Annotated in this window: 21 protein-coding genes, 1 tRNA gene and 1 riboswitch; of the genes, 14 read left to right on the top strand and 8 right to left on the bottom strand. The window is 44.4% G+C overall.

The window, feature by feature from the left end; translation table 11 throughout:
- Nucleotides 1-3: 3 nt before the first annotated feature.
- The gene (locus tag FHW89_RS15680; protein ID WP_172336003.1) at nucleotides 4-426 is read right to left on the bottom strand and encodes a VOC family protein; all 423 of its coding nucleotides are present in this window, start codon (nucleotides 424-426) and stop codon (nucleotides 4-6) included.
- A 126-nt stretch (nucleotides 427-552) separates the two neighbouring features.
- On the opposite strand from FHW89_RS15680, the gene bshA reads away from it, so the two are divergent.
- The 3 genes from bshA to FHW89_RS15695 all read left to right on the top strand — a co-directional run bounded on the left by bshA (nucleotide 553) and on the right by FHW89_RS15695 (nucleotide 3,902).
- The gene (bshA, locus tag FHW89_RS15685; RefSeq protein ID WP_172336004.1) at nucleotides 553-1,725 is read left to right on the top strand and encodes an N-acetyl-alpha-D-glucosaminyl L-malate synthase BshA; all 1,173 of its coding nucleotides are present in this window, start codon (nucleotides 553-555) and stop codon (nucleotides 1,723-1,725) included.
- A gap of 188 nt (nucleotides 1,726-1,913) precedes the next feature.
- Complete coding sequence (locus tag FHW89_RS15690) at nucleotides 1,914-2,108, top strand: hypothetical protein (RefSeq protein WP_166092468.1); 195 nt, start codon at nucleotides 1,914-1,916, stop codon at nucleotides 2,106-2,108.
- An 83-nt stretch (nucleotides 2,109-2,191) separates the two neighbouring features.
- Nucleotides 2,192-2,256: riboswitch (Fluoride riboswitch) on the top strand.
- A 254-nt stretch (nucleotides 2,257-2,510) separates the two neighbouring features.
- The gene (locus tag FHW89_RS15695) at nucleotides 2,511-3,902 is read left to right on the top strand and encodes a voltage-gated chloride channel family protein (protein ID WP_172336005.1); all 1,392 of its coding nucleotides are present in this window, start codon (nucleotides 2,511-2,513) and stop codon (nucleotides 3,900-3,902) included.
- Nucleotides 3,903-4,332: 430 nt separating this feature from the next.
- Here the strand turns inward: FHW89_RS15695 and FHW89_RS15700 are convergent, their stop codons facing one another.
- Nucleotides 4,333-7,251, bottom strand: a complete 2,919-nt coding sequence (locus FHW89_RS15700; RefSeq protein ID WP_172336006.1) for an OstA-like protein — start codon at nucleotides 7,249-7,251, stop codon at nucleotides 4,333-4,335.
- A 238-nt stretch (nucleotides 7,252-7,489) separates the two neighbouring features.
- Between FHW89_RS15700 and tilS the strand changes: the two genes are divergently transcribed.
- The 4 genes from tilS to FHW89_RS15720 all read left to right on the top strand — a co-directional run bounded on the left by tilS (nucleotide 7,490) and on the right by FHW89_RS15720 (nucleotide 10,911).
- On the top strand, nucleotides 7,490-8,827 hold the full coding sequence (gene tilS / locus FHW89_RS15705) for a tRNA lysidine(34) synthetase TilS (protein WP_172336007.1): 1,338 nt from the start codon (nucleotides 7,490-7,492) through the stop codon (nucleotides 8,825-8,827).
- Complete coding sequence (locus tag FHW89_RS15710) at nucleotides 8,824-9,306, top strand: hypothetical protein (protein WP_172336008.1); 483 nt, start codon at nucleotides 8,824-8,826, stop codon at nucleotides 9,304-9,306. The genes tilS and FHW89_RS15710 overlap by 4 nt, the downstream gene beginning before the upstream one ends.
- A 28-nt stretch (nucleotides 9,307-9,334) precedes the next feature.
- Nucleotides 9,335-9,856, top strand: coding sequence for a GtrA family protein (locus FHW89_RS15715; RefSeq protein ID WP_172336009.1), 522 nt, complete (start codon nucleotides 9,335-9,337; stop codon nucleotides 9,854-9,856).
- A 104-nt stretch (nucleotides 9,857-9,960) separates the two neighbouring features.
- Nucleotides 9,961-10,911 carry a hypothetical protein gene (locus FHW89_RS15720; RefSeq protein ID WP_172336010.1) on the top strand — a complete coding sequence of 317 codons (951 nt, stop codon included), beginning with the start codon at nucleotides 9,961-9,963 and terminating at the stop codon, nucleotides 10,909-10,911.
- A gap of 11 nt (nucleotides 10,912-10,922) precedes the next feature.
- On the opposite strand, the gene FHW89_RS15725 is transcribed toward FHW89_RS15720, so the two are convergent.
- Nucleotides 10,923-11,804, bottom strand: a complete 882-nt coding sequence (locus tag FHW89_RS15725) for a LysR substrate-binding domain-containing protein (protein ID WP_172336011.1) — start codon at nucleotides 11,802-11,804, stop codon at nucleotides 10,923-10,925.
- Between the two features lie 142 nt (nucleotides 11,805-11,946).
- Between FHW89_RS15725 and FHW89_RS15730 the strand changes: the two genes are divergently transcribed.
- Nucleotides 11,947-13,188: an MFS transporter gene (locus FHW89_RS15730; RefSeq protein WP_172336012.1), complete on the top strand. Its 1,242-nt coding sequence runs from the start codon at nucleotides 11,947-11,949 to the stop codon at nucleotides 13,186-13,188.
- A 335-nt stretch (nucleotides 13,189-13,523) separates the two neighbouring features.
- On the opposite strand, the gene FHW89_RS15735 is transcribed toward FHW89_RS15730, so the two are convergent.
- On the bottom strand, nucleotides 13,524-14,486 hold the full coding sequence (locus FHW89_RS15735) for an isopenicillin N synthase family oxygenase (RefSeq protein WP_172336013.1): 963 nt from the start codon (nucleotides 14,484-14,486) through the stop codon (nucleotides 13,524-13,526).
- A gap of 204 nt (nucleotides 14,487-14,690) precedes the next feature.
- Between FHW89_RS15735 and FHW89_RS15740 the strand changes: the two genes are divergently transcribed.
- Nucleotides 14,691-16,400, top strand: a complete 1,710-nt coding sequence (locus tag FHW89_RS15740) for a DUF6600 domain-containing protein (RefSeq protein ID WP_172336014.1) — start codon at nucleotides 14,691-14,693, stop codon at nucleotides 16,398-16,400.
- Between the two features lie 101 nt (nucleotides 16,401-16,501).
- Complete coding sequence (locus tag FHW89_RS15745) at nucleotides 16,502-16,957, top strand: thioredoxin domain-containing protein (protein WP_172336015.1); 456 nt, start codon at nucleotides 16,502-16,504, stop codon at nucleotides 16,955-16,957.
- Nucleotides 16,958-17,023: 66 nt separating this feature from the next.
- On the opposite strand, the gene FHW89_RS15750 is transcribed toward FHW89_RS15745, so the two are convergent.
- Together FHW89_RS15750 and FHW89_RS15755 are read right to left on the bottom strand one after the other, a co-directional pair.
- Nucleotides 17,024-17,923, bottom strand: a complete 900-nt coding sequence (locus tag FHW89_RS15750) for a ferritin-like domain-containing protein (protein ID WP_172336016.1) — start codon at nucleotides 17,921-17,923, stop codon at nucleotides 17,024-17,026.
- A 12-nt stretch (nucleotides 17,924-17,935) separates the two neighbouring features.
- Entirely contained in the window at nucleotides 17,936-18,640 is a 705-nt protein-coding gene (locus FHW89_RS15755) for a ferritin-like domain-containing protein (protein ID WP_172336017.1), read from the bottom strand.
- A 730-nt stretch (nucleotides 18,641-19,370) separates the two neighbouring features.
- Between FHW89_RS15755 and FHW89_RS15760 the strand changes: the two genes are divergently transcribed.
- From FHW89_RS15760 to FHW89_RS15770, 3 genes are all read left to right on the top strand, one after another.
- On the top strand, nucleotides 19,371-19,685 hold the full coding sequence (locus FHW89_RS15760; protein ID WP_172336018.1) for a hypothetical protein: 315 nt from the start codon (nucleotides 19,371-19,373) through the stop codon (nucleotides 19,683-19,685).
- 116 nt (nucleotides 19,686-19,801) lie between these two features.
- A tRNA-Val gene (locus tag FHW89_RS15765) sits at nucleotides 19,802-19,876 on the top strand.
- Nucleotides 19,877-20,004: 128 nt separating this feature from the next.
- Complete coding sequence (locus FHW89_RS15770) at nucleotides 20,005-21,141, top strand: acyltransferase (RefSeq protein ID WP_172336019.1); 1,137 nt, start codon at nucleotides 20,005-20,007, stop codon at nucleotides 21,139-21,141.
- A 563-nt stretch (nucleotides 21,142-21,704) separates the two neighbouring features.
- Here FHW89_RS15770 and FHW89_RS15775 read toward each other — a convergent pair.
- A complete protein-coding gene (locus tag FHW89_RS15775; RefSeq protein WP_172336020.1) occupies nucleotides 21,705-22,580 on the bottom strand; it encodes a hypothetical protein in 876 nt (291 codons plus the stop codon).
- Nucleotides 22,564-24,552, bottom strand: coding sequence for a hypothetical protein (locus FHW89_RS15780; protein ID WP_172336021.1), 1,989 nt, complete (start codon nucleotides 24,550-24,552; stop codon nucleotides 22,564-22,566). Before FHW89_RS15780 ends, FHW89_RS15775 begins: the two co-directional genes overlap by 17 nt.
- Nucleotides 24,553-24,805: 253 nt before the next feature.
- On the opposite strand from FHW89_RS15780, the gene FHW89_RS15785 reads away from it, so the two are divergent.
- Complete coding sequence (locus FHW89_RS15785; protein WP_172336022.1) at nucleotides 24,806-26,269, top strand: alpha/beta hydrolase-fold protein; 1,464 nt, start codon at nucleotides 24,806-24,808, stop codon at nucleotides 26,267-26,269.
- Nucleotides 26,270-26,303: the final 34 nt, after the last annotated feature.

Below are 26,303 nucleotides of genomic sequence, written 5' to 3' on the forward strand. Positions count from 1 at the left end.
CGGTTAAAGCACCTGGTTAAATTCCAGCCGTTCGCCATCGGGACCGGTGATGTTAAAATATTTGCAGCCGTTTTTCCAGAACTGCAGAAAAACAGGCGCTTCTTCCATGATGTTAAAACCAGCGTCTTTAATGATGGCATAGGTTTCATCAATATCGCTTACGTCAAAAGCCACGTGGTCAATATGCCCGTTACCACGAGCCCTGATCCCGGTTAAGCCTGCTTCGGGTAATTGATAAAGTTCCATCAATATGTTTTCGCGCTGCATCATGACGCAGGTGCCCTGTTCGCCATGGTCGGTAAAATGGGCCTGCATCACGTTGTTAAAACCCAGCCGCTTGTAAAATTGCTGTGACGCATCCAGGTTAGTTACCGGGATGCCTATGTGTTGTATGCTGTTGATTTTTAATTGGATAGCGTTTTTCATGTAAGGCGATATTAATCGTATAAAATTAAAAAAATGAGTAACTTGACTAAGTTATATCATTTTACACAGTGTTAACACATTTGCCATAAATTGCTGTTAAACTTGCAGCCATAATTAACCAACTTAATGAAGATCGGAATTGTATGTTACCCAACCTTTGGTGGAAGCGGCGTTGTAGCCACAGAACTCGGTAAGGCCCTTGCCGACCGCGGTCACCAGGTTCATTTTGTTACCTATAACCAGCCGGCCCGGTTGGATCTTTTTTCCGAAAACCTGTTTTATCACGAGGTGTCGGTATCCAACTATCCCCTTTTTGATTTTCCGCCTTATGAGCTGGCCCTGGCCAGTCGTTTGGTTGATGTGGTCCGGCACGAAAAGCTGGATGTATTGCACGTTCATTATGCCATTCCGCATGCTTCGGCGGCATTTATGGCCAAACAGATATTATTAACCTACGGTATTTATATCCCCGTAGTTACTACCCTGCACGGTACCGATATTACCCTGGTTGGCAAGGATCGTACCTTTAAACCGGTGGTTACCTTCTCCATCAATCAATCAGACGGTGTTACCGCGGTATCCGAAAACCTGAGGCATGATACTTATGAGTTTTTTGAAATCGATATTGATATCAACGTGATACCCAATTTTATTGATCTCACCCGTTTCAGTCTTAAAGCTAAAGACCATTTTAAAAAGGCCATAGCGCCATCGGGCGAAAAAGTATTGGTACATACCTCCAATTTCCGTAAGGTAAAACGTACCGAGGATGTGGTGCGGATTTTTGCCGAAGTAATTAAAAAGATACCTTCCAAACTACTGATGGTTGGCGACGGACCTGAACGCTCTGGCTGCGAGCAGTTGTGCCGCGACCTGGGTGTTGCCGACAATGTGCGCTTTTTGGGTAAACAGGATGCTATTGAAGAAATACTTTCGGTAGCCGATCTGTTCCTGATGCCATCACAATCTGAAAGCTTTGGTTTGGCAGCCCTGGAAGCTATGGCTTGCAAAGTGCCGGTGATCAGTACCAATGCCGGCGGCTTGCCAGAGTTGAATGTGGATGGCGTAACCGGTTTCCTGAAAGACGTTGGCGATGTAGAAGGCATGGGCCAAAGTGCCATTTATATACTGGAAGACGAAGATCGCCTGAATCAGTTCAAGGAAAACGCCCTGGCCCGTGCCAAGGAATTTGACCTGGCCACCATTTTGCCTTTGTATGAAAATTACTACTTACAGGTGATTGATAAGTGCAAAGACAAATGTAAAGAGTTATGTACAGGTAAAGCTAAAGTTGCCTGAATATAATTAATTCATATAAAGTTAATTAGCTACCTGCAGGAATTTTTTCTTATATTCAAACTCGCTTTTTTGGCAACTGCAGAGATGTAACATGGCTGATACAATCGAAAGAATATTCCCTAAAGGTTAAATTTTTTCGTCCATGTTAATTAACTTAGTTTATTGTTTCACTTTTAAAAATTCAACTTATGGCAAAGCACACAACCCTTAAACGTGGTCAATTACTTAAGTATATTGGTAAAAGATGGAAGAATTTAAACATTAGTAACCCCTTCATGAAATTCCTGGGTTACGATGATGGGAGTGGCTTCGCTGATCTGTGGGTAGAGTACCAGGGCCGTACTTTACTGATCTCTGTTAAAGAAGTTGAGCTGGCTGTTTAAAACAGTCAGTTCAAATGCTGCGAAGGGTTTGTTTTTAAACTTGCCCTGCATAATTATGGCTTTATAAAAAAAGGAGCTATATTCGTACCAAAGGAAATGGTGTCTTCCTACTCAACCGCCCTAAAAAGCTGATGGCGCCTACAATAAATTAACCCATAGGGCTTACCCTGTGCTGATTTTTTGTAGGTGGAAAAAAAACTCAATATATCGCTTTTAAAAATATACCGGCATAATGCCCGGGTGAAATCTCTATTATCTTTCTGGTATCCCGTAGTCTATATTATTTCTCTTGTCATCCTGAGGAACGAAGGATCTATTGTTCGAATATACCTATCGGCTAATAGATGCTTCACTGTGTCTAGCATGACAGATCCTCTATTATTTAACCTAAATTAGTCGCTCATGAACGATAAGCTTTTTACGTCCGAACATTTTTCGATCCTGAAACACCTCATCCGCTGGACGGTCATCATCATACCGATTGCTATTGTCATTGGCAGTATGGTGGCTTTGTTTTTATGGCTGCTTAACTGGGCTATTCATTTCAGATTTGCTCACACCTTTCTGTTGTACCTGCTACCTGTTGCCGGGGTGCTCATTTATTTTATTTATAAACTCATAGGCGGATCGGCCGAAAAAGGGAATAATCTCATCATCGACGAGATTCATATGCCTGGCGGTGGGGTGCCCAAACGCATGGCCCCCATCGTGCTCATCACCACCATCATCACTCACCTGTTTGGCGGCTCGGCCGGGCGCGAAGGTACCGCTGTGCAAATAGGCGGTAGCATAGCGCAAATGTTTAGCGGCTGGTTTAAATTGAATAATGACGATACCCGCATTGTACTCATTGCCGGTATTGCAGCAGGTTTTGGCGCTGTTTTTGGTACACCGCTTACCGGGGCCATATTTGCCATGGAGGTATTAACTATAGGTCGCATCCAGTACAATGCTCTGCTGCCTTGCCTTATAGCCAGTATTGTAGGCGATGTTACGGTGGCGGCCTGGGGCGTTCATCATACCGCTTACCACATTGATATTTTCGCGACAGCGCCGCGTTGGTTCTCCTCCTACCTGTCGTTTGATTTTGTGTTGCTTTTCAAGATAATGATCGCTTCGGCAGCGTTCGGGCTGGCCAGTTACCTGTTTGCCTGGATGGTGCATGGTATTAAGGGCTTTTTTGTAAAGCGGGTGCCCATTCCCTGGCTGATACCGGTACTGGGTGGATTGATCATTATCAGCCTCACTGCATTGCTGGGCAAACCAGATTACCTGAGCCTGGGCGTCGATCCGGAGTATGCCGGGGCAGTTACCATACCATCGGCCTTTCATGCAGGCGGTGCTCACACCTGGAGTTGGCTCTGGAAAACTATTTATACCACCACCACGCTGGCCACCGGTTTTAAAGGGGGCGAAGTAACCCCGCTTTTTTATATCGGTGCTACATTAGGTAATACCTTATCCGTATTGATGGACGCGCCGGTAAGTTTATTTGCCGCATTGGGTTTCATCGCGGTGTTTGCCGGGGCAACCAACACGCCGCTGGCCTGCACCATTATGGGAGTAGAGCTTTTTGGCGGTCAGTATGTGTTGTTTTTCGCGGTAGCTTGTTTTACAGCCTACTTTTTTAGTGGTCACTCGGGCATCTATAGCGCGCAACGCATTGGTGTACCCAAATTATCAGACACCCGATTTTCTGACGCGACTACCCTGTCAGAAGCAGGCAACCAAAGACATAATTATGTGCAAAAGAAATTGCAGAAGTATGGGTTTGGGGGTAAAAAGGAAGAGTAATGGATGGGAGTATAAAATCACGTCATTGCGATGAACGCCTCCTTTTATGTAGGGCGAAGATGCTGGTTGTAGAGCGCTCAATTGCCGCTAAGGCTGTTACTTTGTCTTGATACAAAGTAACCAAAAATCAAGTCAGCAGAAATGCTTCTTTGCCGCACAAGGCCTTTGCCCTGCAAATTAGACAGAACCACGGGCTGCAATTATTTTGCGCCACTTTGTTCGCACATTTCCCTGCGCTTCAGCAAAAACTTGCTATGCCCCTTCCATCACGTAGGCCACCATCGTTCTGCCCGTTTTCACCCGAAGCTTATCTGCTGACGGGAAGAAAAACTAATAAAACTATGTCATTGCGAGCGACAGCGTGGCAATCTCCTCGTGTACATAAACGCGACGAAACCATCACGCTATCGCTCGCTGTGACATAGTAGCTTTAACTCCCCGGCTTCTTAGGCGGAGCAATCGTCGTATCCTTAACTGCTTTTATTGGTGATGCTGCCCCTCCGGATTTACTTGTACTGTCTTTGATTGCCTTTATTGCTGCCGGTGTAGCTGTGGAGTCTTTACCAGCTTTTATCGCCGGCAAATTTCCAGCACCTGCTTTACTTCCTGATGTAACCTTCCCTGCATTGGTTGCTGCCGGTTGCTTGTCTTTAATGGAGACCGCCGTCGCCGGTTTTATTGCGGCTTTACTTACAGAGTCAGTTAGGGTTTTCAGCGCCAGCTGCAGTTTCTTCACCGAGTCGGCTTTAGCCGGATCCTTGCTCAGCTTCAATATTTTCCCTTTCAAGTTATCAATCCTGGCCTGGCTTAAACTATCCACTTTGACCTTTGATGGTGGAGTTTTTATGATTGCGGCTGCTTTATTTGCCGAATCAGTCAGGTTTTTCAAATTCAATTGCAGCTTCTTCACGGAATCAGCTTTTGTCGAATCCTTGCTGAGCTTCAATATTATTCCCTTCAGCTTATCCATTTTAGTCTGAGTGAGGCTATCTATCTTAACTTTCGGAGGTGGCGATTTGGAGGCCGCTGTTTTTTTATGCCGCGATGGAATGATAGCCTCCTTTGAGGCCGGTCGGTCCTTTGGCTTCCAGATAAAGCCTTTCAGCAGCTTGTCTTCTTCTGTCACCTTAGCTATAGGAATATAGCGGTTTTCGGGCTTGGTTAAAAAAGTAACCTCCTTGGTTTCGCCATTTTTAAAAACTACATGAATACGGCTGCTTAATGATCGTTGCATACCAGCTACCTTGCCGCTGTCGCGCTTAAAGTAAATGCTTTCGGCATTAACGGCTATGTATAGCTGGTGGAGCTTGTCGTTTTTAAAGAAACCCCGCATTTTTCGGCCTGATGACTGGTTAAAGTGCACGGAATCGTCCTTCTCGATATTCACTACAAAGGCCGAGGGGAACAATTCGATATTATCCAGCTTTTTGTTGCGCATTTGCAGGTACACGGTATCGCCCGAAAGCTGTGAACCCTGTGTCCAGAACATGGGATGTACATAGCATCGTATGGTAGAGTCGGCGTTGCTGTAAAAAATGGAGTCGGCTTTACCCTGCAGATCTGATTTGAATATTTTAGCGTGATGATGGGCAATCAGGATCCGGATGCGGGCGGTATCTTTTACATCAAATTCACGGGTGGCAAATACCGGGTCTTTCCTCATATTTACCGCACGAACACTATCCTGTTTGGCCTTTCTTTTGGCGTTTAGCAGGTCTTTTTTTATCTGGGTAGAATCTACCTTGGGTTTTCCAAAAAAGTCGCGGTGCAGGTAAGTGGTATCTTTCGGGAGGTGAATATAAACTATGGGCATCCCTTTCAGTTTCTGGTTTAAAACCGCGCGTTTTAAGCCTGCTTCGGAAGTATCCCTGAAATGCAGCAACCTTTGTTGCTCCTGGTATATTTTCAGATTTTTGAAAGTCATGATCTGTGTTTCCAGGGTATCGGCTGTCATGAATATCGAGTCGCGCTTTACTTTCTCTCCCTGTTTATTGGTGTCGGCGGGTGCTGCTATGGTTTTAGTTCCATTTTTTGGTTTGATATCGGCAGCCAGCTTGGCCATATTCGTGAGCTTTTTTTCGGCGTCACCTGATTTTATATTTTTAGTTTGTACGCCGAGCTTTTTTGCCATCGAATCTATTTTGACCGAATCCGCTTTCCCGACGACGCCCTTTTTCTTAATATCATCAGCCATTTTTGATATCTCGGCGGCCTTTTGAATAGCTTCGCCCGGCTTCATGTCTTTGTTTTGTTTGATCAGGGCCTTCGCTACAGAGTCTATCCGGGTCGAATCTGTTTTACTCACCATGGTTCCGGGTTTCAGGTCCTTGGCCATTTTAGCCATATTGCTGATACTGATAATCTCGGGTCCATCCTTGGTTTTAGATACTTTCGCATCCTTCGCCTTTTTGGCTATTACGGGTGGCGTTTTTTCTGCTGCCGAATCGGTTTTAGTGCTGTCCTTTTGCTCCGTGATCAGCACCATATACGCATTCTCGGTAACCACGGTACGTTCGTCGGCTTTAAAATAAGTACCCAGATCGCCTTTGAGGGTTATTTTTTGTTCGTTGTCATTAAACGTGATATTCTTAACCGCGCGACCGTAGCCTTTAAGCCGGTCGTAAAATAAGCTATCGCCTTTTAATGATTTGGTGCCCTGTTTATAGAGGTTTTTTTTGCCGAAGAAAGCCTGCTCGGTTACGGTATTATAAAGCCCGTTTTCGGTATAAAGGGTATCTTTATCTTTTTTACCGTAAATATTGGTTGGGCCGTAAAAATAAGATATACGCGTACCGGTATTATAACGCAGGGTATCGGTTTTAATAATCGCATCAACGGTGGTGAGCACTACATCATATCTGAAATATGAATCACGCGACTGGGCAAAATAGTAACCGTTTTTACTGGTCAGCACATTATCCTTGTTCACCAGTTTACCACCGCTAGTGTAAGTGCCTATGCGGGTAGCCGTGTTGTAGGTAAGATAATTGGTGGTCAGGGTAGCATCGCGGTCAACCATTTTTACATTATCGGTGAGGATAGCTACCTTGGTGTTGCCATTGTAGTTGAGTTTGTCAGAAAAAATATTCAGCGTATCGCCCTGGTTGATGTTTACGTTGCGAAAGGCGTCGAAAGCGTTTTCATCGGGGTAAAAATAGGCGCTGTCTGAACGCAGGGTCGAGAAATCCTGTTTGAAAACTCCTTTATAAACTTTGATCACATTGCGCCCATTAATTTTATTCCATGTGCTGCTTTCTGATTGTATCAGGTTTACAATTGATTTCTTTTTTTGGGCCATAACATTGCCCGCCAGTATCAATAACAAAAAGCTTAAAACATATTTACTCACGATGGCAAAATTAGTTTTTTGTTGGGGTTAAAGAGAATTAAGTTCATAGATCGTTGTTGATGGTTCATAGTTGATGGTTGATAGTTCATAGTAGCTACCGATTGATGACTGTATTTTTTTCTTTTTCCATGAACCATCAACTATGAACTATCAACCATCAACTTAATTTAATAATTTTGATGGTGCAAATCAAAAACCAAAATCACTAATTCACTAACTCACTAATTCAATAATTATCTTGTTACCTGTTAAACAATTTGTAAATTTTATTGAACAAAATGCCTTGTTTACGCCAGGCAGCAAAATTTTGGCTGCGGTGAGCGGTGGCATGGATTCTGTTTTAATGGCCCATTTGTTAAAGCAGGCCGGTTATACTTTTGGCATTGCCCATTGTAATTTTCAGCTGCGCGGCGACGAAGCCCTGCGCGACCAGGCTTTTTGTAACGACCTGGCCAACCAGTTTCGTGTACCTTTTCACACCGTTAATTTTGATACCCGGAATTATGCGGCCGAAAATAAGATCTCTGTCCAGATGGCCGCGCGCGAACTGCGTTATCAATGGTTCGGCGCAGTAAGCCAGCGATCAGATTACCAGGTTATTGCGCTTGCACACCACCAAAACGATACAATCGAAACAATATTGTTAAACCTTACCCGGGGCACGGGTATAGCAGGCTTGCATGGCATATTGCCTCAAAACGGTAACCTGGTGCGCCCGCTGCTATTTCTGAACCGGGACGCGATAGCCACGATCATCGCCCAAAATAAGCTGGATTATGTGGAAGATAGCTCCAACGCTTCGGCCAAATATGCCCGCAACAAAATCCGCCTGGAGGTGATACCCAAACTAAAAGAGCTGAATCCTGCCTTGGAGAAAACCTTTGAAAATAACCTGAAACATTTTCGCGACCTGGAAACACTGCTCGAAAACCAGGTATCAGTATTAAGTCAAACCATCATTAAGCATGGGCAGGATGGTAATTATTTATTGCTGGATGAAGTGCGGCAATTAAACCCAATGCGTTTATTGCTGTTTAAATTACTGCAGCCATACGGTTTTAACGAAACTGCCGTTGATGACCTGATATCTGCCCTGGATAAACATTCCGGGCGGGTGTTTGAATCAACAGCATACTCGCTGGTACTGGATCGTGACAGGCTGATATTGGAGAAACGGAAAACTAGCGGGCATGAGGCTGTACTAATTGCCGAAAAAACGCATGAGGTGCATTACGGCAATTATAAGCTGACGGTTTTGCATGATGATAGTCCGCTGATCATCAAGGACAATCCGCTGGCTTTATCTGTTGATGCTGCGCTATTGAAATTTCCGCTAACGTTGCGGGTATGGCAGGAGGGCGATTATTTTTATCCCCTGGGCATGAAGGGGCGAAAGAAACTGAGCGATTTTTTTATCAATCAGAAATTATCATTGAATCAAAAAGAAGAGGTGCCGGTGCTGGTAAATGGTAATGGCGAAGTGATGTGGGTTGGCGGTTACCGACCCGATGAAAGGTATAAAGTAAATGATAACACTAAAAAAGTTACTATCTTCGAACTGTATAAATTAAGATGAGCGAAAAAGCAATTTTTGTAGAAAAACAGTACCTCGGCCGGGAATTTATCCCGATTACGATACGCCTGGTTTTGGCCATGTTTTGTTTCGCGGCCTATTTTTTTACTGACGAACGCGAACGCAACGGCGATCTGCTGGTAGTGGTGGGCTTTGCTATTATCATCATCTCTATTATCATGGGTTTTTTACTGCACTTTAGCACCCGGGTTGAAAATAAAAGCATCAGGCTTAATGGCTTATGGACAACCCGCCTGGTTAAGATAGATCTGAACGGTATTGTAAAAGTTGAAAAAGGCATATATAGCCGCTACCTGTTCAATAACCCAGTATATAACCTGCACACCAAAGGAACCATCCGTTTTTATGCCGCCGGAAATGATGCCATACACCTCACCGACAGGGATGGCTTGCAGTACATCATCGGATCGCAGCATGCCAATGAATTTTTAAGGGCGATTAAAGAAGAGATGGCCCGTTAACAGGCTGATCTGCATTTAGAAGAACGGTATGCGCAAAGTCCACAATTTTATAAGGCACGGGATCCTGAATTTTATCGATCTGTTTTACAAGCCATTTAAAAAATGGATGCCGCTGCACACCTTTCGTTATGCAGCCTGTGGCGGTAGCAATACGGTGTTCGATATCCTGCTTTTTAGCTTCGGTTATAACTTTATTTTTAAAAAACAGAACATTAACCTTGGCTTTTATACGCTGAGTCCGCATATCGCTGCCCAGGTATTTTCGTTCAGCATCTCTTTTTGCACCGGGTTTTATTTAAACCGGTACGTGGTTTTTAAAGAATCGGGCCTCACTAAAAGAGGGCAGCTATCGCGCTTTATGCTGGTTAATGCCATTTGTATCCTGCTAAACCTGGCGTTTTTAAAATTACTGGTTGATGTAATGGGCCTTTATCCAACCCCGGCAAAGATCATCGCTACCATATTTATCGTATTCTTTAGCTATTATAGCCAAACCCATTTCTTCTTCCGCGAAAAGAAACCAGCGCTTTCTACCGAAGATGGCCGGTAAGTAACACGGGTAAATACCCTTTTTGTAAAGTTTAAGCTATAAACAAACGGGTAATGGTTAAACTATTTATATCGGTATCAAGAATTATATATCTTTAAGCCGATATGCTTTTTACCAACAATCACATCAAATATTTAGGCGCGGCAGTGCTGCTGATTACTGTTATTGCTCACTCCGGATGCAAAGATCCGGGCAGGGCGAAAGAAAAACACCTGATATCTTTTAGGGCTTTTAACGGCATTAATTATAGCGAAGTAGCCAGGCGGCAAAAAAATGGCCTGTCATTCAACGAATATGGTTACCAGCTGGAACCCCAATGGAAAATGAAATTCGTTTCGGACGATTCGGTGAGCATTTTTAGTCCTACCAAGAATACCTTCATCAATTTTCCGCTTACGCGTGGATATGATTCTATTTTTAACGCGGCACGGTCATGGTTTAGGATTAAAAAATTAAGCAAGGACAGTATCGTCATGGAGATACTGCAGGCTAAGGGCGATTCACTTGATATCAATGGCTCTAAAGTGTATATGTTATTTTATGCCGATAATTATGTAAAAAACGTTTTGCATACCGACACGTCAATACTCAGGCGCCCCAATCGTAAAGATACTTTGTTTGTGAAAGGATTGGCAGCCAAAGCCAACAGCAATATAACCAAAGCATTTTCGGCCCGGCAACCTGTTCAGTTAGTAAGTAAAAGCCCTTTAGTGATTGTAAAGCCCTGGCATACCAAACCCGATATCATGAACAACTTTGACGCATCGGATGATTATCTTGATCCAACCTTTGATATTACTATCCATAAAGCCTATAAGGATTTTTATTACTCTTTTGAAATGTGCGTTGATGACAAAGGCCAGATGCATTTGACAAGGCCGCTGGTAGGGTTCATGGGCGATGAAGGTGCCGAAAAAGCATACATGCAAGCTGCACAAAGTATCATGAACAGTTATTTGCAGTACTATTTAAAAGTTGTACCAGGCAGTACGCTTGGTTTTGTTCATGCCAGTACCGTATCGTTACACGTGGAAGGTAAAGCGGCGGCTAAATAAAATAATAACCATCATTCGTTATTCATAGTTTTCATGAGTTGCTCGGTAAACAATATAGCGGCTTTTTTGCGGTAAACCCCTTTTTGCCAAAGAATGTAGGATTGTTTTTTTACCTCCTGCCCGGCTATAGGAATGGCAATCAATTTGTCCCAGCCTATTAAAGTTTTTTCGTTCAGGATAGTTGCCCATTCGCCGTCCTGTACCAGTGATAGCAGTGTATGCACATCATTCAGCTCGATCTGGATCTTGGGGCTCATCTTGTGTTTGTAAAACAATTCATTTATAAATGTGCGCGAGCTGAAACCCTTGCCGGGCAGTATCAGCTCAAGCTCGGCCAGTTGCTTCAGGTTTACACTTTTGAGCTGCGCCAGGGGATTGGTTTTAGCAACCGCCATTATAATACTGGAGCTGAACAGGGGCTGCATTTCCAAATCCTCATCGTCCGATTCATTATGATAAGCTACAATCAGATCCAGTTCGGCCAGGCGAAGTCTTTTCTCCAGTTCTACATGATTATCAGAAATGATAGAAATTTTAATGCCCGGGTATTTGGTCGAAAATGGAGCCAAAACCGGGAACAGTGAAGAGGTGAAAGCATAGGATACACCAATGTTTAACTCGCCGGTAGCCGCGTTATTTAATTCGGCGATGGCCTGTTTGCCTTTTTGTACATCCAGGAGCACTTTACGGGCGTGGGTTAAAAATATATGGCCTGCCTCGGTAATGCGTACATGCTTGCCAATGCGGTCAAACAGTAACATGCCCAGCTCTTCTTCCAGCTGTTTAATTTGCTGCGATAAAGTGCTTTGCGTGATGAATACTGCTGCCGCCGCTTCGGTAAAATTCATGGTTTCGGCGGCTTTAACAAAGTATTGCAATTGTCTCAACTCCATAATCAATCGGTTTTACTAATCAATATCATTAGAACAATCTATTTTACAAATATATCATCATTGCCGATATTTGTACCATAAAGAATTTCAATAGTCTTGCATTAAGATCTCCCCTGAAAAGCTTTTGTTATCTGTTACCCCGATGAATGTTTTTCGCTCACTTAAGTACCGCAATTTTAAACTGTTTTTTTACGGCCAATCCATATCGCTTATCGGCACCTGGATGCAAAAAACCGCTGTTAGCTGGCTGGTTTACCGGCTTACAGGTTCGGCGCTGCTGCTGGGTGTAGTTGGTTTTGTAAGTTTGATCCCCTCGTTGATACTGGCCCCTTATGCAGGTAGTATTATCGACAGGCATAACCGCTATCGTATATTGGTTATTACACAGGTGATATCTATGGCACAGGCCGGTGCGCTTGCCTTTATGATCCTGTTTAAATTTTATAACATTCCGGCCATTATAGGGTTAAGTTTGATACAGGGAATTATTAACGCTTTTGATGTTACCTGCCGCCAGGCTTTAATGATGGAGATGGTGGATAACAAGGACGACCTGCCCAATGCCATCGCTCTTAACTCTACCATGAGCAACCTGGCTCGCATCGCGGGCCCTGCGGTTGCCGGTATTGTTCTGGGAGCTTTTGGTGAAGACTTTTGTTTCTTCGGCAACTTTTTAAGCTATATACCGGTACTGGCCTGTTTGTTTATGATGAAGCTGAACACCAGGACTATCGTCCGCTCAGAAAAAAGTATTTGGGTTGAACTACAGGAGGGTTTTAAATATGTATCCGGCGATCGTGACCTGAGCAGCCTCATCTTGATGCTGGGTGTCAGCAGTCTTTTTGTTATTCCTTTTAATACGCTGATGCCCATCTTCGCGAAAGATATTTTTAATGGTGATGCCAAAACCTTCAGCTGGTTTGAGAGTGCGGCTGGCCTGGGATCGGTGATCAGCGCGGTTTACCTGGCTAACTTAAAAAGCAATAAAAATCTTATCAAAATTATGATAACTGCCAGCCTTATTTTCGGGCTCAGCGTTTTGATGGTAGCCTATGCCGGCCGGTTATCCTTCGCCTTAATATTTATGGTGCTTACCGGGGTGGGTATGATGGCACAAACATCGGCCATTAACACTTATATACAAACCCATGCTATCCCGGCCATGCGGGCCCGTGCCATTAGTTACTATGTAATGGCTTACCAGGGCATGATACCTATCGGCAGCTTACTGGTTGGGTGGCTGGCCAGCGGACTTGGCCCAAGGCGCGCCGTTTGTATAGAAGGTATTATAGGCGTACTGGCCGCTGCCCTGTTTGTTTTGTATAAAAGAAGGCAGCAAAAGCTTGAAGCCAGTGTGGATGATAAAGCGATACTGGCCGGATAAAGATATGTTCCTATTATAATATAAAATACGCGAGGCTGTACAGTAAATCAAATTGACGGATCTTAATGTAGTGCCACCTATGAATTGAAATTTAACCGATAATATTTATACCAAAAGTGGGTTTACACTTTTTTCTGATAAAAATACACAATTAATTGATTGTCAAATAAATAGGTCGATGTTAACCCTAAAAAGTGTAAACCATGTAAACCCACTTTTTTTGTTAAGTGAGTTAATGTAACCCAAGGCCGTACATCAATTGGTGATGGAGTATCCGGATAGATCAAATAAAAAAGAGGCGATCATGAATTCATGATATAGCCTCTTTTTTATAGCTACATCTTTAGGCCTATCTCTCTCAGGCGTTCATCCAGGTATTCGCCGGCGGTAATATCCGGGTATAATTTCGGGTGCTCGGCGTTGATACAGGTTTCCAGGCTGGTGAGGTCCATGTCTGATACCGGGTGCAGGAAAAACGGAACCGAATATCTGGAGTTTTTCATCTGCTCGCGCGGCGGGTTCACTACGCGGTGCGTGGTTGATTTAAGTTTGTTATTGGTTAAACGCTGCAGCATATCGCCTACGTTAACCACCAGGTCTTCGCCATGGGCCTTAACCGGGAACCAGGTACCCTCGCGGGTAAGTAGCTCCAAACCATCTGCGCTGGCACCTATCAGTAAGGTGATCAGGTTAATATCCTCATGAGCTCCTGCACGTACCGCGTCTGCAGGCAATGAATCCGGGTCGAGGATCGGGAAATAATGCAGGGTGCGCAGTATGGAGTTGCCATTATGCACTTTATTATCAAAATAAGTTTCCTCTAAATTTAAATAAACCGCTATGGCCCGCAGCAGGTGTATACCTGCCGATTCCAGTTTTTTGTAAACCTCACGGGTAGTAGTGTTAAAAGCAGGCAGCTCCTCAACAACCACATTGTCCGGATATTGATCTTTAATGGGCGATCCATCGGTTACGGTTTGGCCTATTTGCCAAAACTCTTTCAAATCGGGCGTTTTAAAGCCTTTTGCAGTTTCCTTGCCCTTGCCCGTGTAACCGCGCTGGCCTGCCAAACCGGGTATCTCGTATTTTTGTTTAACAGCATCGGGTTGCGTAAACAAATTTTTTACCTGGGCGTAAAGCTCATCTATCAACTCTTTGCTTAGTCCGTGGTTAGTAATGGTTACAAAACCGGTTTCGTTAAATGCTTTACCTATCTCGTCTGAAAATTGTTGACGGTCGGCCGCGCTGCCGTTAATATAATTGTTCAGATCAAGTCTTGGGATATTTACTGTACTCATAATGGTATGGGTTATGAAATGTAAAACTATTTAATTTTTAAGATAGCCTATGCAAGGTATAAATAAAAAATTTCAGAGATGGTTTGTGCTAATTATTCCTATTGTTGCAGGTTAAAACAATTATGCTGTTAAACGTTTTATAATTTGATAGGTCATACCTATATTGATAACGGTATATCCGGTCACATTTTAATCCTGATAAAGATGAAGATTATAAAAAAAATAAGCGGTTTATGTTTAGTAGCATTTTTGATAATGCTCGCCGCTCCAAATAAGGTAAAGGCACAGGAAGGAGAGTATGTATCTGACCAGCAGTTTTATGACGAACTTGACCCTTACGGAACTTGGGTTGATGACCCTACCTATGGTAACGTTTGGATACCTGATGCCGAAGACGGATTCAGGCCCTATGCCACACGCGGGCATTGGGTAATGACAGATTATGGCAACACCTGGGTTTCTGATTATCCCTGGGGATGGGCCACTTTTCACTACGGCCGCTGGCGCTATGATGAATATTACGGATGGGAATGGATTCCGGGCCATGAATGGGCACCAGCCTGGGTAAGCTGGAGAAGTGGCGGTGGTTATTATGGCTGGGCGCCACTAACACCGGGCATCAGCATTAATATTTCATTTGGCAACAGCTATCACGTGCCCGATTACTATTGGGTATGTGCACCGCAAGCCTACATTAACCGCCCTAATATTTACAATTATTATGCACCGCATACCCGGGTGGTTAACATTATACGCAATACCACGGTTATCAACAATACGTATGTTTATAATAATCGTACTTATGTAACCGGTCCGCGGGTAAATGAAGTTAGACAGGTAACCCGTCAGAATGTACAGGTATACCGGGTTAACAACATCAACCAGCCCGGCGCCAGGACAAGCATTACCAATAACAGACTTAATATTTACAGGCCAGAGATAAGAAGAACTGCCGACGCGCGACCAGCACGTGTGGTGAATGCCGCCGAGTACCGTAAGGAAAACCCTAATAATGGTATTGCACACCGCGTAGCCGGACAGGCAACTGTAAACCGCAGCAACGCTGCCCGCCTGGCCGAAATAGCTAAAAGCAATAATGACAGACTGGTAAGAGTAAATAATAACCAGCCCGCAGCTCAACGTACGCAGCAGCCTAATGTAAACCCTGCTGTACAACAACGCCAGCAACAGCAGGCACAACGTCAGCAGCAGGAGGTCCAACGTCAGCAACAACAAGGCCAACGCCAGCAGCAAGACGCTCAGCGTCAACAACAGCAGGCACAGCGTCAGCAACAACAAGTTCAGCAGCAACGCGGCCAGGTTCAACGTCAGCAGCAGGACGTGCAGCGTCAACGTGATCAGGCACAACGTCAGCAGCAAGAAGTTCAGCAGCAACGCGATCAGGCTCAGCGCCAACAGCAGGAGGTTCAACGCCAACAACAGCAGGCACAACGTCAGCAGCAAGAAGTTCAGCAGCAACGCGATCAGGCTCAACGCCAGCAGCAGGAGGTTCAACGCCAACAGCAGCAGGCACAGCGTCAGCAGCAAGAAGTTCAGCAGCAACGTGATCAGGCCCAACGCCAGCAGCAGGAGGTTCAACGCCAGCAGCAGCAAGCTCAACGTCAGCAACAGCAGGCTCAGCAGCAACGTGATCAGGCCCAACGCCAGCAGCAACAGGTTCAACGCCAGCAACAACAGGCTCAGCAGCAACAACAAGCCGCCCAGCGCCAGCAGCAGGAAATGCAACGCCAACAGCAGCAAGCTCAACGTCAGCAACAGCAGGCTCAACAGCAACAACAAGCCGCCCAGCGTCAACAACAGGCTGCACAGCGTCAGCAACAGCAGCAACAACAACAGGCGCAACGCCAACAACAACAGCAGCAGCAGGACGAGGCACACCGCACCAGGCCATAAGCTTTTTGCCTGGTTAATATAACAGTAACAGATATTTATAGCACATATAAGCCGGTAACGGTTTATATGTGCTATTTTTATGCTTCCTATTTTACACCTTTATGAAGAATTTTTTTCCTGCCTGCTTGATGATCGCTTTGTTATCGCTTTTACACCCTCTTAATGGAAAAGCCCAGACCACACAAAAAGCGGTCGACAAAAAAGCAAGCCAGATTAATTTTATTGAAAACTCCTGGGGCGAAGCCTTAAAGCAAGCTGCCGCTAAAAAGAAATATATTTTTGTAGATGCCTACGCCACCTGGTGCGGACCCTGCAAAATGCTTAAAGCAACCACCTTTAAAAATAAAGATGTAATAGCCTTTTATAACAGCAAATTTATCAATGTAGCTATGGATATGGAAAAAGGCCAGGGCCCGGAGCTTGCCGCCCAATGGGGTTTGCAGGCCTATCCTACCCTTATTATTTTTAACGCCAAAGGTAAACCTGTTTATGGAACCGTAGGTTTTATAAAGCCTGATGACCTGATTAAATTTGGTGTACAGGGATTGAATAAATGATGATAAAACAAAAGAGGTCGTTTACAGCATTGTAAACGACCTCTTTATTGTTATATGATGCTTAAATTAGGCTGACTTAACAATGAAGCTTCCTGAGAGTATAGCTAAAACCTGATCCATACTTAAAGCTTCGTCAAACGCGGCTGTGGCTACGGCTACCGAAGTAGTGTTGCCTCCTGTTGCATTTTTCAATGTAGTAACATCAACCCCGCCCTGTGATACATTTTGTTCACCATCGTAATTGGCGTTTACAAGCGCTACGCCGGTATCATTACCTAAAGTTGCGGTGCTGGTGATCCATGGTGTTTGCCCACGGATAGAACGGATGGCCGATGCATGGCGTGCTTCTACAGCGTGGATACCTAAAGCCGCTGTTAATACGGTTTGATATAAGCCGGCTTTTACACCTTCGGCAGCTGCTTTGTTGGCCAGTATATTAGCCGCCTGTCCTTTATAAGCGCGTACGCCAGTATCTTCAAATACCTGGGCTACGGCCAAAAAGGTTTGATAGTTGGTTAATACATCGGCAAATGGTCCGCTGCCGGTACCACCACCTGCTGTTAAATCAAATTGCGGTGCCGTTACGGGGGTAGCGCCCAACGAAGTAATTACGCCTTTAAGAAAGGTTACGTGGTTATTTTCGTCGGTAGTTACCTGATTAAAATAATTGGTGGCAGCTGCGGCGGGTATTAATGCCGTGCCTTTGGCTTTACCTTGATTATAAAAGTATGATTCCAGGTACTCCAGTGTAAGCGCGTAATTCAATATGGCCACTACAGATGGTGTTGCTGTGCTTTGCGCATATGCTTTTTTAAATATAGTACCAACAGCAAATGGCATAGCGGCCAAAGCTACTTTTGAACCAAAGCTGGTTATATTTTTGATCACGTCGCGGCGTTCGCTTATGCGGCCGTAAACTTCCGGATCAACATTTTCAATTTCTTCTATGATGTTAAATAAATTCATGGTGATGGGGTTTTAAACGGATGCGTAACCGTAGTTTACTGCTGTAACCTTAGTTTTTAAATACATATTGGCTATTTTAAGCACATCAGCTATAGATGCAGCTTTGTTGATGCTGGTTGTAGGATCAACTACATCGGCCCCGGCAAAAGAGCCAGGAGTAACCAGGTTGCGGATCAAAGCGGCATGACGGGCCTCTACCGAAACAATTTTACCTGCTATCAGCAAATAAGCCGGGGTGGTGATCAGGTAGCCTGCGCCGTCATAAGCACTAACACCGGTATCTTCAAATGCTGCTGCTGCTGCCAGTACGCTGGCACGGCTGCTAAAGTTGATGGCAGAAAAATCGGGTGTTAAAGCCGGAATGGCGTTTACCCCAAGCGCTGCTTTAAAAAATTCACGGTGCAAAACCTCATGATCACGGATATCAGTCAGCAATGCTGTTTCTGATGAAGTGATGCCGCTGTACGGGGTAGCTGCTACCTGAAGGTAAAAGGCGGCTTCTAATTGCTCCAGGGCATAGGCATAGTTTAAAATAGCTAAGTCTCCTTTTGCACCAAGATCAATACCATTAGTTGGTGGATTGATCTTATGATCTTTGTGGCAGGAAGCAGCAGTAGCCAATAAGCCTACCGAAGCAACTCCAACACCAGCATAACGCAGAAACGACCTCCGGGCCATATTTGCATTGAGCATGCTTTCTTGTGAGTCTGTTTTCATAGAAATTAATTTTTTTGAAGTTTTAATTAGTTTTGTTTTGTAGATGATATACGCCCATTTGAACATACCGGATTGGTATATGTTGATAAATAACCCACTCTTAATTGGAGTAGCTTTGCTTTAAATTAAATCTCAACCGTAAAAACAGCTAAGGATCAAACTAAATTAAACAAATCAGGAATATAAATTAATTAATAGGGCTTGCCAGTTATTTGAGTTGTTGTGGAGTATCAATAAGCTACCGATTGATATGTGGGTATTGATGATCAATAAACCAATACTTTTTAAAATGAAAAAGGTGTGTTGAGGTTTGTTAAGAAGTGTTAAAACAGGTGGTTTTGAACATGTTTTTAGCAGTTTTAACGCTTCTTTGGTAATTTTTTATGCGGGAAATTGTTAAAATTAAAGCTTTAAAAAGTTTTTCAGACCCAGTGGTTTTGCCGGAGGATAAATAAAAAGGCCGAAAAACTCTCGCAGTGTTTCGGCCCTACATCTACCTATGAAAAACAACCCTTTTAGAAGGGCAATAAACTTAATTCAAATGCAATGCCAATTGCTTATTAGCTACAATTTAAGCAAGTAAAAGGCAAATTTGGGCATTGTTTATCAAGGGTTTGTAGAAAATACTTCCCAATGTGTGGGCGGGTTACCCGGCAGTTAATAGCTGATGATCAACAAAATATAAATAACAACTTTAGAAACCATACCAACATATCATTGTTAATTACTTATGGAACATAACATTTACTTACTGGCAACCGACCCTAAGAACCCCTGCCGGGATGTTATACACTCCAGGGATACCCGCTTAAAGGTGAGGGTTTATTGCCTTGATGAAGAAACATTTAGGCCCGATGATAACGAAGTGCAGTTATATGGGTATGCCAATAGTAAATTATTAGCCTTTGAAACCATTGATATTGCTGCAGAAGATGCTATTGACCTGGTTGGTGCCATAAGATGGTATGCCAGTTATATCCAATACCCACATATGGAAATTTTGCCTGAAGACCCCCGCCCGCGGCGAAATAATATAGCTATGTAAAGTCTAAAAAGGCTGTCTGGTAATTTTTATGATTAATAATCAATGCTTTAATATAATTTTTAAATTTTTTTTTGACGAATAGATCAGAACTTCTATATTTGCAGACCCAAAAGCAAGGGAGTTTAGCTCAGCTGGTTCAGAGCATCTGCCTTACAAGCAGAGGGTCACTGGTTCGAACCCAGTAACTCCCACGAAAGCCCAACAGAAATGTTGGGCTTTTTTCTTTATCTTCTATCATCCTGGTTCGCCGGGCTCCCCATCACACAAAAATTAATCCTCAAATACAACCTGTTTAATTTTTGCCTATTTTACCCGGACAATGTCCCAAACCTCAGTTTATCTCAAATCAAAAAGCCATTATGAGATCCTCGACGGATTACGTGGCGTGGCTTCTATCCTGGTAGTTGTATTTCATGTATTGGAAACCTACTCCGGTGATCGGTTTCACCAGATCATTAATCACGGCTATCTGGCGGTCGATTTCTTTTTCTTATTGTCGGGTTTTGTAGTGGCTTATGCCTATGATGACCGCTGGGACAAAATGACTCAGTGGGATTTTTACAAACGCCGCCTTATCCGCTTACAACCCCTGGTAATTGTAGGTACCATTATTGGCGCATTGCTTTTTTACTTCCAGGGCGGAGCGGCGATGCCGCTGGTTGCCTCAACTCCCGTTTGGAAGCTGCTGCTGGCAACGGTGGTTGGTTTTACCATGATTCCGCTGCTGCCATCCATGGATATTCGCGGATGGCAGGAAACATACCCGCTGAACGGTGCCGCATGGTCACTTTTCTTTGAATATGTTGCTAATATTCTTTACGCGGTATTCATTCGCCATTTTTCCAAAACGGTGCTTACCATATTTGTGATATTATCGGCCTGCTGGCTTGTTGGCTTTTTGGTATGGGGGCCCCAGGGCGATGTTATTGGCGGTTGGTCCATTGATAAAATCCAGCTAAATATTGGCTTTCTACGTTTGCTTTACCCGTTTTTCGCGGGCGTATTGTTAATGCGAATGGGCAAGCTGATCCATATTAAAGGCGCGTTTGCCATTTGCAGTTTATTGATCATTGTTTTTTTATCTGTACCCAGGATCGGGGGCGCCGAACATTTGTGGATGAATGGTATCTATGAATCGTTTGTGATCATCGTTATTTTTCCGCTTATTGTAGCTATTGGCGCAGGCGGCAAGTTGGTCAGCAAAAGTTCCATCAAAGTTTGTAAGTTTCTGGGGGCCATATCCTACCCGCTTTATATCACCCATTACCCGCTGATGTATTGGCACATCGCGTGGGTAAACAATAATAAAGTGCCCATGGCCCAGGGCCTACTGGTAGGCCTGGGATTGGTCATTATCGCCATAACCATAGCATGGCTGAGCCTGAAATTTTATGACGAGCCCCTGCGCGAATGGCTTAGAAAACGTTTTCTGGTGAAAAAGGCGGGTAAGGAGTAATCGGGTATAAATTAAAGAGCAGAATAAAACACAATATTAGTGCACCAGCAAGGGTGTGCGCTTGTGAAAGTATGCGAAAACTGACAATAATATTAAATATTTGGAAACATAATATCTGTTTGGTTAAATTTAAACTAATAATTACCAAATTATAAACCAAACAAGAGAGATGAAAAAATTAATTGAAAAAGCTTCTGCCTTTCAGAGGGGAAAAATGCTTACAAGAGAGGAATTAAAAAATGTTACCGGTGGCATCACTCTGCCTCCTTTATGTTTTAGATGCTGTCCGGATGATCCTTGTTCTCCAATACGTCATGTATGCCCACTTGTACTATGCGGAGAAATATAGATAACAGTATTATCCTATGAAAATTCTGGAGCCAGGGGTCTATAGCGGGCGGTTTTACCATAATACTTAACCCGATAGGCTTACCAAACCAGGACTAATGTATTTTAAAAAGAGCCTTTAACGAAAGTTAAAGGCTCTTTTTATTCAGTGGTTCAATGAGATGTTCTGAATCCTCCTGGTGCTGCATCAGGAGGGCTCCGGGTGATGGAGCGGTTTATTTCTTCTTTATTGTTTTAGGGTCGATAACTTTATCCTCGTCTATTGTTGCCCAGTCTTGAAAATATTGGTTTTTGGTTATGCCCAGTTCGCCGCCCTTCGCCTGCTTTTTGGCCAGGCGCGCAAAGATAACCGGGTGCGACAGTGTAAATTTATAATGGCCCGCGGCTTCCCGCGCAACTTTAACACTGACAGAGGCGCTATCCAGGATCTTAGCGGCCACGGTTGAGCCCTTCCATCCGAATTTAGCATCGATGGCTGTTTTGGATGTATCGTTTAGTGTGATGTCGACATCCATGGTGGTGAGTACGCAATCGCCTACTATCAGCACCATTTGCCCGCTGTTATACAGCAGATATTGACGGGATGTTTTATCGAGCTTATTCAGATAATCCTGCATGGGTGCTTTTCTCAACTGGCGGATGTAAACCGGCCCCAGGGTTAGTTCGAGGTGTTTTATATTGTTTTTGTTATAGCTGCTGCTCAGGCCAACAATGCTCATGATCTTGGGCAGAATGAGGTTTAAGCCCACCTGATTGCTGACATCTTCGCTCAGGGTAACCTTTCTGCCATTGTCGCCGCCGGCCGCGAACCCGTTCATCGAGAGCCAGGTATCATCTGTTGATTTTGGGGATACCGCACCAATGCAGTTATACATATCGCATTCAAAATTATCCGGATCCGTGTTCTTTTTGTAGGTAGTGATCAGTCCGTAGTTATCCGTCGGGTTGTCGAAAAACTGGAAGCCTCGCAAGTCTTTGCCAAATTCCTTTTTAACTGCGTCCATCAGCATTTTGTTATAATTCTGTGCCTGAACAAAGCCGGCAGTCATCGCAAAGACAACTGTCAGGCCGATTTTAATTGTTTTTTTCATGATTGGAAAGTATGATAAGTTGTTTAAATTTTGAGCTGAATGCTTCCTGGCTTTGGATAACCTCCGGGCCTTTGCTGGTGACAAAGGATACGGCTATCTCTTTAAAATTAGCAGGCTGCCACCAGGGCATCATTTCTGTGAATTTATAAAAGCGCCCGTCCACGCAAGCGAAACCACAAACACCGTCTGTTGCTTCACCATCGGCATCTACGGAACGGCGTCCGAAAGGTGTTCGTTTAAATTTTGATGATCCGATACCGGCGTCAGAAAGGGAGATAGATTTGAGCGGAAGTATTTCGCCCGAAACCGTTTCTACATAATTTCCGGGTTGTAAGAGCTTCAGCATGTTAAGGCTGCCTGCCGATTCGAATTTGCCAATGAATTCCGGATCAATGTCTGTGGCCAATAATACGCGCATGCGTGTTTCTGCCGCGTTGATGTTCATTTTTTTGGAGCGCCAATAGGCTTTGGCGATATAGATTTTGCCGGCAACGTCGGGCGTGGCAAAACTGGTACCAGTATCTGTGGGCATTATGGTACGGCCGGCCCAGCCTACCCCAAGGCCGGTGGTGGTGATGTGTTTACCATATGAACCGGAGTAAACACCCTTGGTTAAGCGATTACCGATGATCAATGCACCGTCATCCGCGTAAGAGTTAAAGTAATCATTGATGGGTTGGATGCTTCCTACCAGCAGGTCTTTTTCAACCAGGATATCTCTTATCTTATGTTCAATCTCCCCATCTTCATTAAGGCCCGCGGTAACCAGACTGGTCACGGGGGCTGTATACAAGCGTGGCAGAATGCCCTTCAGTTCCATATCGGCCCAGAAAGAACTGGAGATAACGTCAGGCGTATCCCGGTAATAATAGCCAAAAAGCGCGTTCAGGTAAACTTCGGGTATACAATCCTGGCACTGGGCATATGCGTACTTTGATACATCGATGCCCTTGAGCTGATTGAGTTCATGCTGTATCTCCAGGGACGGTAGTTTATTGGACGGAGTGCCATCGACAGCATAATATTTTTTGATAAGCTCCTGGCCAAATTCCACATTATCGAAATAGTTGATCGGGATTTTGTGAATGCGCAGGCCTGTCGTATCCAGACCATATGCCGCGAAGCGGGCATTGACAACATCCATCACTTTTTCACCATGTTCTGAACCGGCGTTAAAATTATCGAATACATAATAAGTTCCGAAATTGTCCTTACTTAAGCCGTTCAGCAGGCGGGCAACGGTAGAATCGACAATTGGGGTATGCGTTAATTCGCGTCTGACAGAAGACTTGCGCTCCGGGAACCGTACCGTGGAAATGTGAACACTGTCAAGAGTAACGATGCCCGTGCCGTAGAGGGAACGGTAAAGATTTTTGGATAGCATAGATTTAACCACCGTAAGGTCTTCAGGGCTGAGCTTGAAGGCCGACAATCCGCCTTCCCTGAAATTTACATCGGTTTTAGCCATCCGGAAATCGGAATTGGCTGCGGATGCCGTGCTGAGGATATAAGATTGTTTGATGTACGGGTCAAAAAACTGGGCCAGGGTATCCTTACTGCCGGGCACCTGTTTAATCGGCAGGCGCAGCAGCTTGAAACTTTTACCCGCTACAAGCGTATTTTGCGCGTCGAGCCCGTTCAGGTCTTTCAATACCCCAATAAGAGCCTGGTGGGAATGGTTATTCACCTCCGCAACCACATCATAATAGCGCTTGATTAATTTGCTGATGTTATCGTTAGGCTGAATGGTGACGGTCTTATAAAAGTCGTTCCTTTTGGCTATCTCGCCAAATGCTCTAATGAAGGTGGCCTTGGTTTGGGGAGTCATTTGCGACCAGTCAATATAAAAAATCGTACTGTCGCGGGCGCTGTTAAAAAGCGTGGTGTCCCTTGGCTGTTGTTGTGCCGCCGAAGCACGCCCGGGCATGCCAACAAGCATGAACAGGACAAGCAGGGTGATTACATGTCTCATATAATGTGATAAGTGGTTTTACCCACAATATCGAAATTTAAATGCTACAAATCAATAGTTTAGGTATTATTTAATCTGCATGTTGCCCGCAGCGTTCGGAGCGGTCCGGATACCCTGGTTTTGGATAAGGAGATGCCGGACTCCTGTGTGTGTAGCAAGGAGGTTATTAATGTAGTATTGAGTGCCGAAAAGACCATTTATAAATTTCAACAAGCTTTATGTAAACTTGTATATTTGGGCTTAACCGCATCCTATGAAAAAAGTCTTTATCACTTTACTCGCCGTTTTTTATTTAGCCGCCAATGCCTTTGCACAAAAATTCAGCGTTAGTTTTCCCGACAGCTTATTAAAACAATCATTCAGCGGTAATATCCTGCTGTATCTGTCAAAAGACAGCAAAGACCCCAAGAGCGGTACGGCAGGTTTGGATATATTTCCCTGTTACCGGGTGTTCGTAAAAAATATCAAACCCGGGCAGGCCGTTATCATTGGTGATAAGGCCATTTCTTACCCGGTTGCCATTTCAGATATGGAACGAAACAGCTATTATATACAGGCTGTGTGGGACAGGGACCTGGGGGGGCGCTCCATAGGTAACAGTCCGGGCAACTTGTACAGCGCGGTTCAGAAAATTAGGCTAACAAAAAACTATAATCAGCTGATCCCGCTTAAGGCGACGAAAGTTGTTCCTGAACCGGTTTTTAAAGAAACACAGTTTGTTAAGGAGCTGAAAGTAAATTCGGCATTGCTTAGTAATTTTAGTCATCGCCCTACGACTATTGCCGCGGCCGTTATTTTACCGAAACAATATTTTAATGAGCCTAACCGGAAATTTCCGGTGCGGTTTAACGTTTCGGGTTATGGTGGCGATTACCAACGTTATTCTGGCAGTGCCGATCCTTCCCTGGCTATGGATACTACCGCGGTTATCGTGGTATATCTTGATGGTAACTGCCGCCTGGGGCACAGCGTATACGCCAACAGCGACAACAATGGTCCCTGGGGCGATGCTTTGACCACAGAACTGATTCCGCAACTGGAAAAAACCTATCGCTGTAATGGCGCGAGGTTGCTGAACGGGCACAGCAGCGGCGGCTGGACGGTTTTATGGCTGCAAACACATTATCCGAAGGTGTTTGATGCCTGCTGGTCGAGCTCACCAGATCCGGTCGACTTTCGCAGTTTCCAGCGGGTGAACCTGTACGAGCATCAGAATATGTATTATGGAAAAGATAGCACGCTCAACCAAACCGGAACAATTGCCGGTTTTTTCCCATGGTTTAATATGCGGGATATCTATACGATGGAGCACGTAATTTATCGCGGTGAGCAAATGCATTCATTCGATGCCGTATTCAGCGAAAAAGGCAGTGACGGTGAGCCCCGTCGGATCATTAATTATAAAACCGGCGAAATTGATGCAGCCGTTTTTGAGCACTGGAAAAATTACGATATCTCCTTATATCTCAGAACCAACTGGGACAAAATCAAAGGCGACCTGGATGGTAAAGTGCGCGTTACCGTTGGCGAACAGGATAACTTTTTGTTGAACTACGCAGTAAAATTATTGGACGGCGAAATGAAAAAGCTAAACTCATCATTTGTTTTTGGCTACTACCCCGGCGACCATTTTACCGTGTCAACCCCCGAAGTGCGTGCCCTGGGCAACCAGTTCCTGGAGAAAAAATACCAAGAATGGCTGGCTAAGCATCAATAACATCCCCTGCAAGCATAGGTGTGCGCTGGCAAGA

Source organism: Mucilaginibacter sp. SG564 (assembly GCF_013149275.1).
Classification (GTDB): Bacteria; Bacteroidota; Bacteroidia; order Sphingobacteriales; family Sphingobacteriaceae; genus Mucilaginibacter.

Bases quoted from the DNA above. Each gene is read 5' to 3' on its own strand.
- FHW89_RS15735 (WP_172336013.1), bottom strand. From the start codon at position 14,486: ATGAGTACAGTAAATATCCCAAGACTTGATCTGAACAATTATATTAAC.
- FHW89_RS15770 (WP_172336019.1), top strand. From the start codon at position 20,005: ATGTCCCAAACCTCAGTTTATCTCAAATCAAAAAGCCATTATGAGATC.
- FHW89_RS15780 (WP_172336021.1), bottom strand. From the start codon at position 24,552: ATGAGACATGTAATCACCCTGCTTGTCCTGTTCATGCTTGTTGGCATG.
- FHW89_RS15720 (WP_172336010.1), top strand. From the start codon at position 9,961: ATGCTTTTTACCAACAATCACATCAAATATTTAGGCGCGGCAGTGCTG.
- FHW89_RS15695 (WP_172336005.1), top strand. From the start codon at position 2,511: ATGAACGATAAGCTTTTTACGTCCGAACATTTTTCGATCCTGAAACAC.
- FHW89_RS15710 (WP_172336008.1), top strand. From the start codon at position 8,824: ATGAGCGAAAAAGCAATTTTTGTAGAAAAACAGTACCTCGGCCGGGAA.
- FHW89_RS15725 (WP_172336011.1), bottom strand. From the start codon at position 11,804: ATGGAGTTGAGACAATTGCAATACTTTGTTAAAGCCGCCGAAACCATG.
- FHW89_RS15690 (WP_166092468.1), top strand. From the start codon at position 1,914: ATGGCAAAGCACACAACCCTTAAACGTGGTCAATTACTTAAGTATATT.
- FHW89_RS15785 (WP_172336022.1), top strand. From the start codon at position 24,806: ATGAAAAAAGTCTTTATCACTTTACTCGCCGTTTTTTATTTAGCCGCC.
- FHW89_RS15715 (WP_172336009.1), top strand. From the start codon at position 9,335: ATGCGCAAAGTCCACAATTTTATAAGGCACGGGATCCTGAATTTTATC.
- bshA (WP_172336004.1), top strand. From the start codon at position 553: ATGAAGATCGGAATTGTATGTTACCCAACCTTTGGTGGAAGCGGCGTT.
- FHW89_RS15755 (WP_172336017.1), bottom strand. From the start codon at position 18,640: ATGAAAACAGACTCACAAGAAAGCATGCTCAATGCAAATATGGCCCGG.
- FHW89_RS15730 (WP_172336012.1), top strand. From the start codon at position 11,947: ATGAATGTTTTTCGCTCACTTAAGTACCGCAATTTTAAACTGTTTTTT.
- FHW89_RS15680 (WP_172336003.1), bottom strand. From the start codon at position 426: ATGAAAAACGCTATCCAATTAAAAATCAACAGCATACAACACATAGGC.
- FHW89_RS15745 (WP_172336015.1), top strand. From the start codon at position 16,502: ATGAAGAATTTTTTTCCTGCCTGCTTGATGATCGCTTTGTTATCGCTT.
- FHW89_RS15740 (WP_172336014.1), top strand. From the start codon at position 14,691: ATGAAGATTATAAAAAAAATAAGCGGTTTATGTTTAGTAGCATTTTTG.
- FHW89_RS15750 (WP_172336016.1), bottom strand. From the start codon at position 17,923: ATGAATTTATTTAACATCATAGAAGAAATTGAAAATGTTGATCCGGAA.
- FHW89_RS15775 (WP_172336020.1), bottom strand. From the start codon at position 22,580: ATGAAAAAAACAATTAAAATCGGCCTGACAGTTGTCTTTGCGATGACT.
- FHW89_RS15760 (WP_172336018.1), top strand. From the start codon at position 19,371: ATGGAACATAACATTTACTTACTGGCAACCGACCCTAAGAACCCCTGC.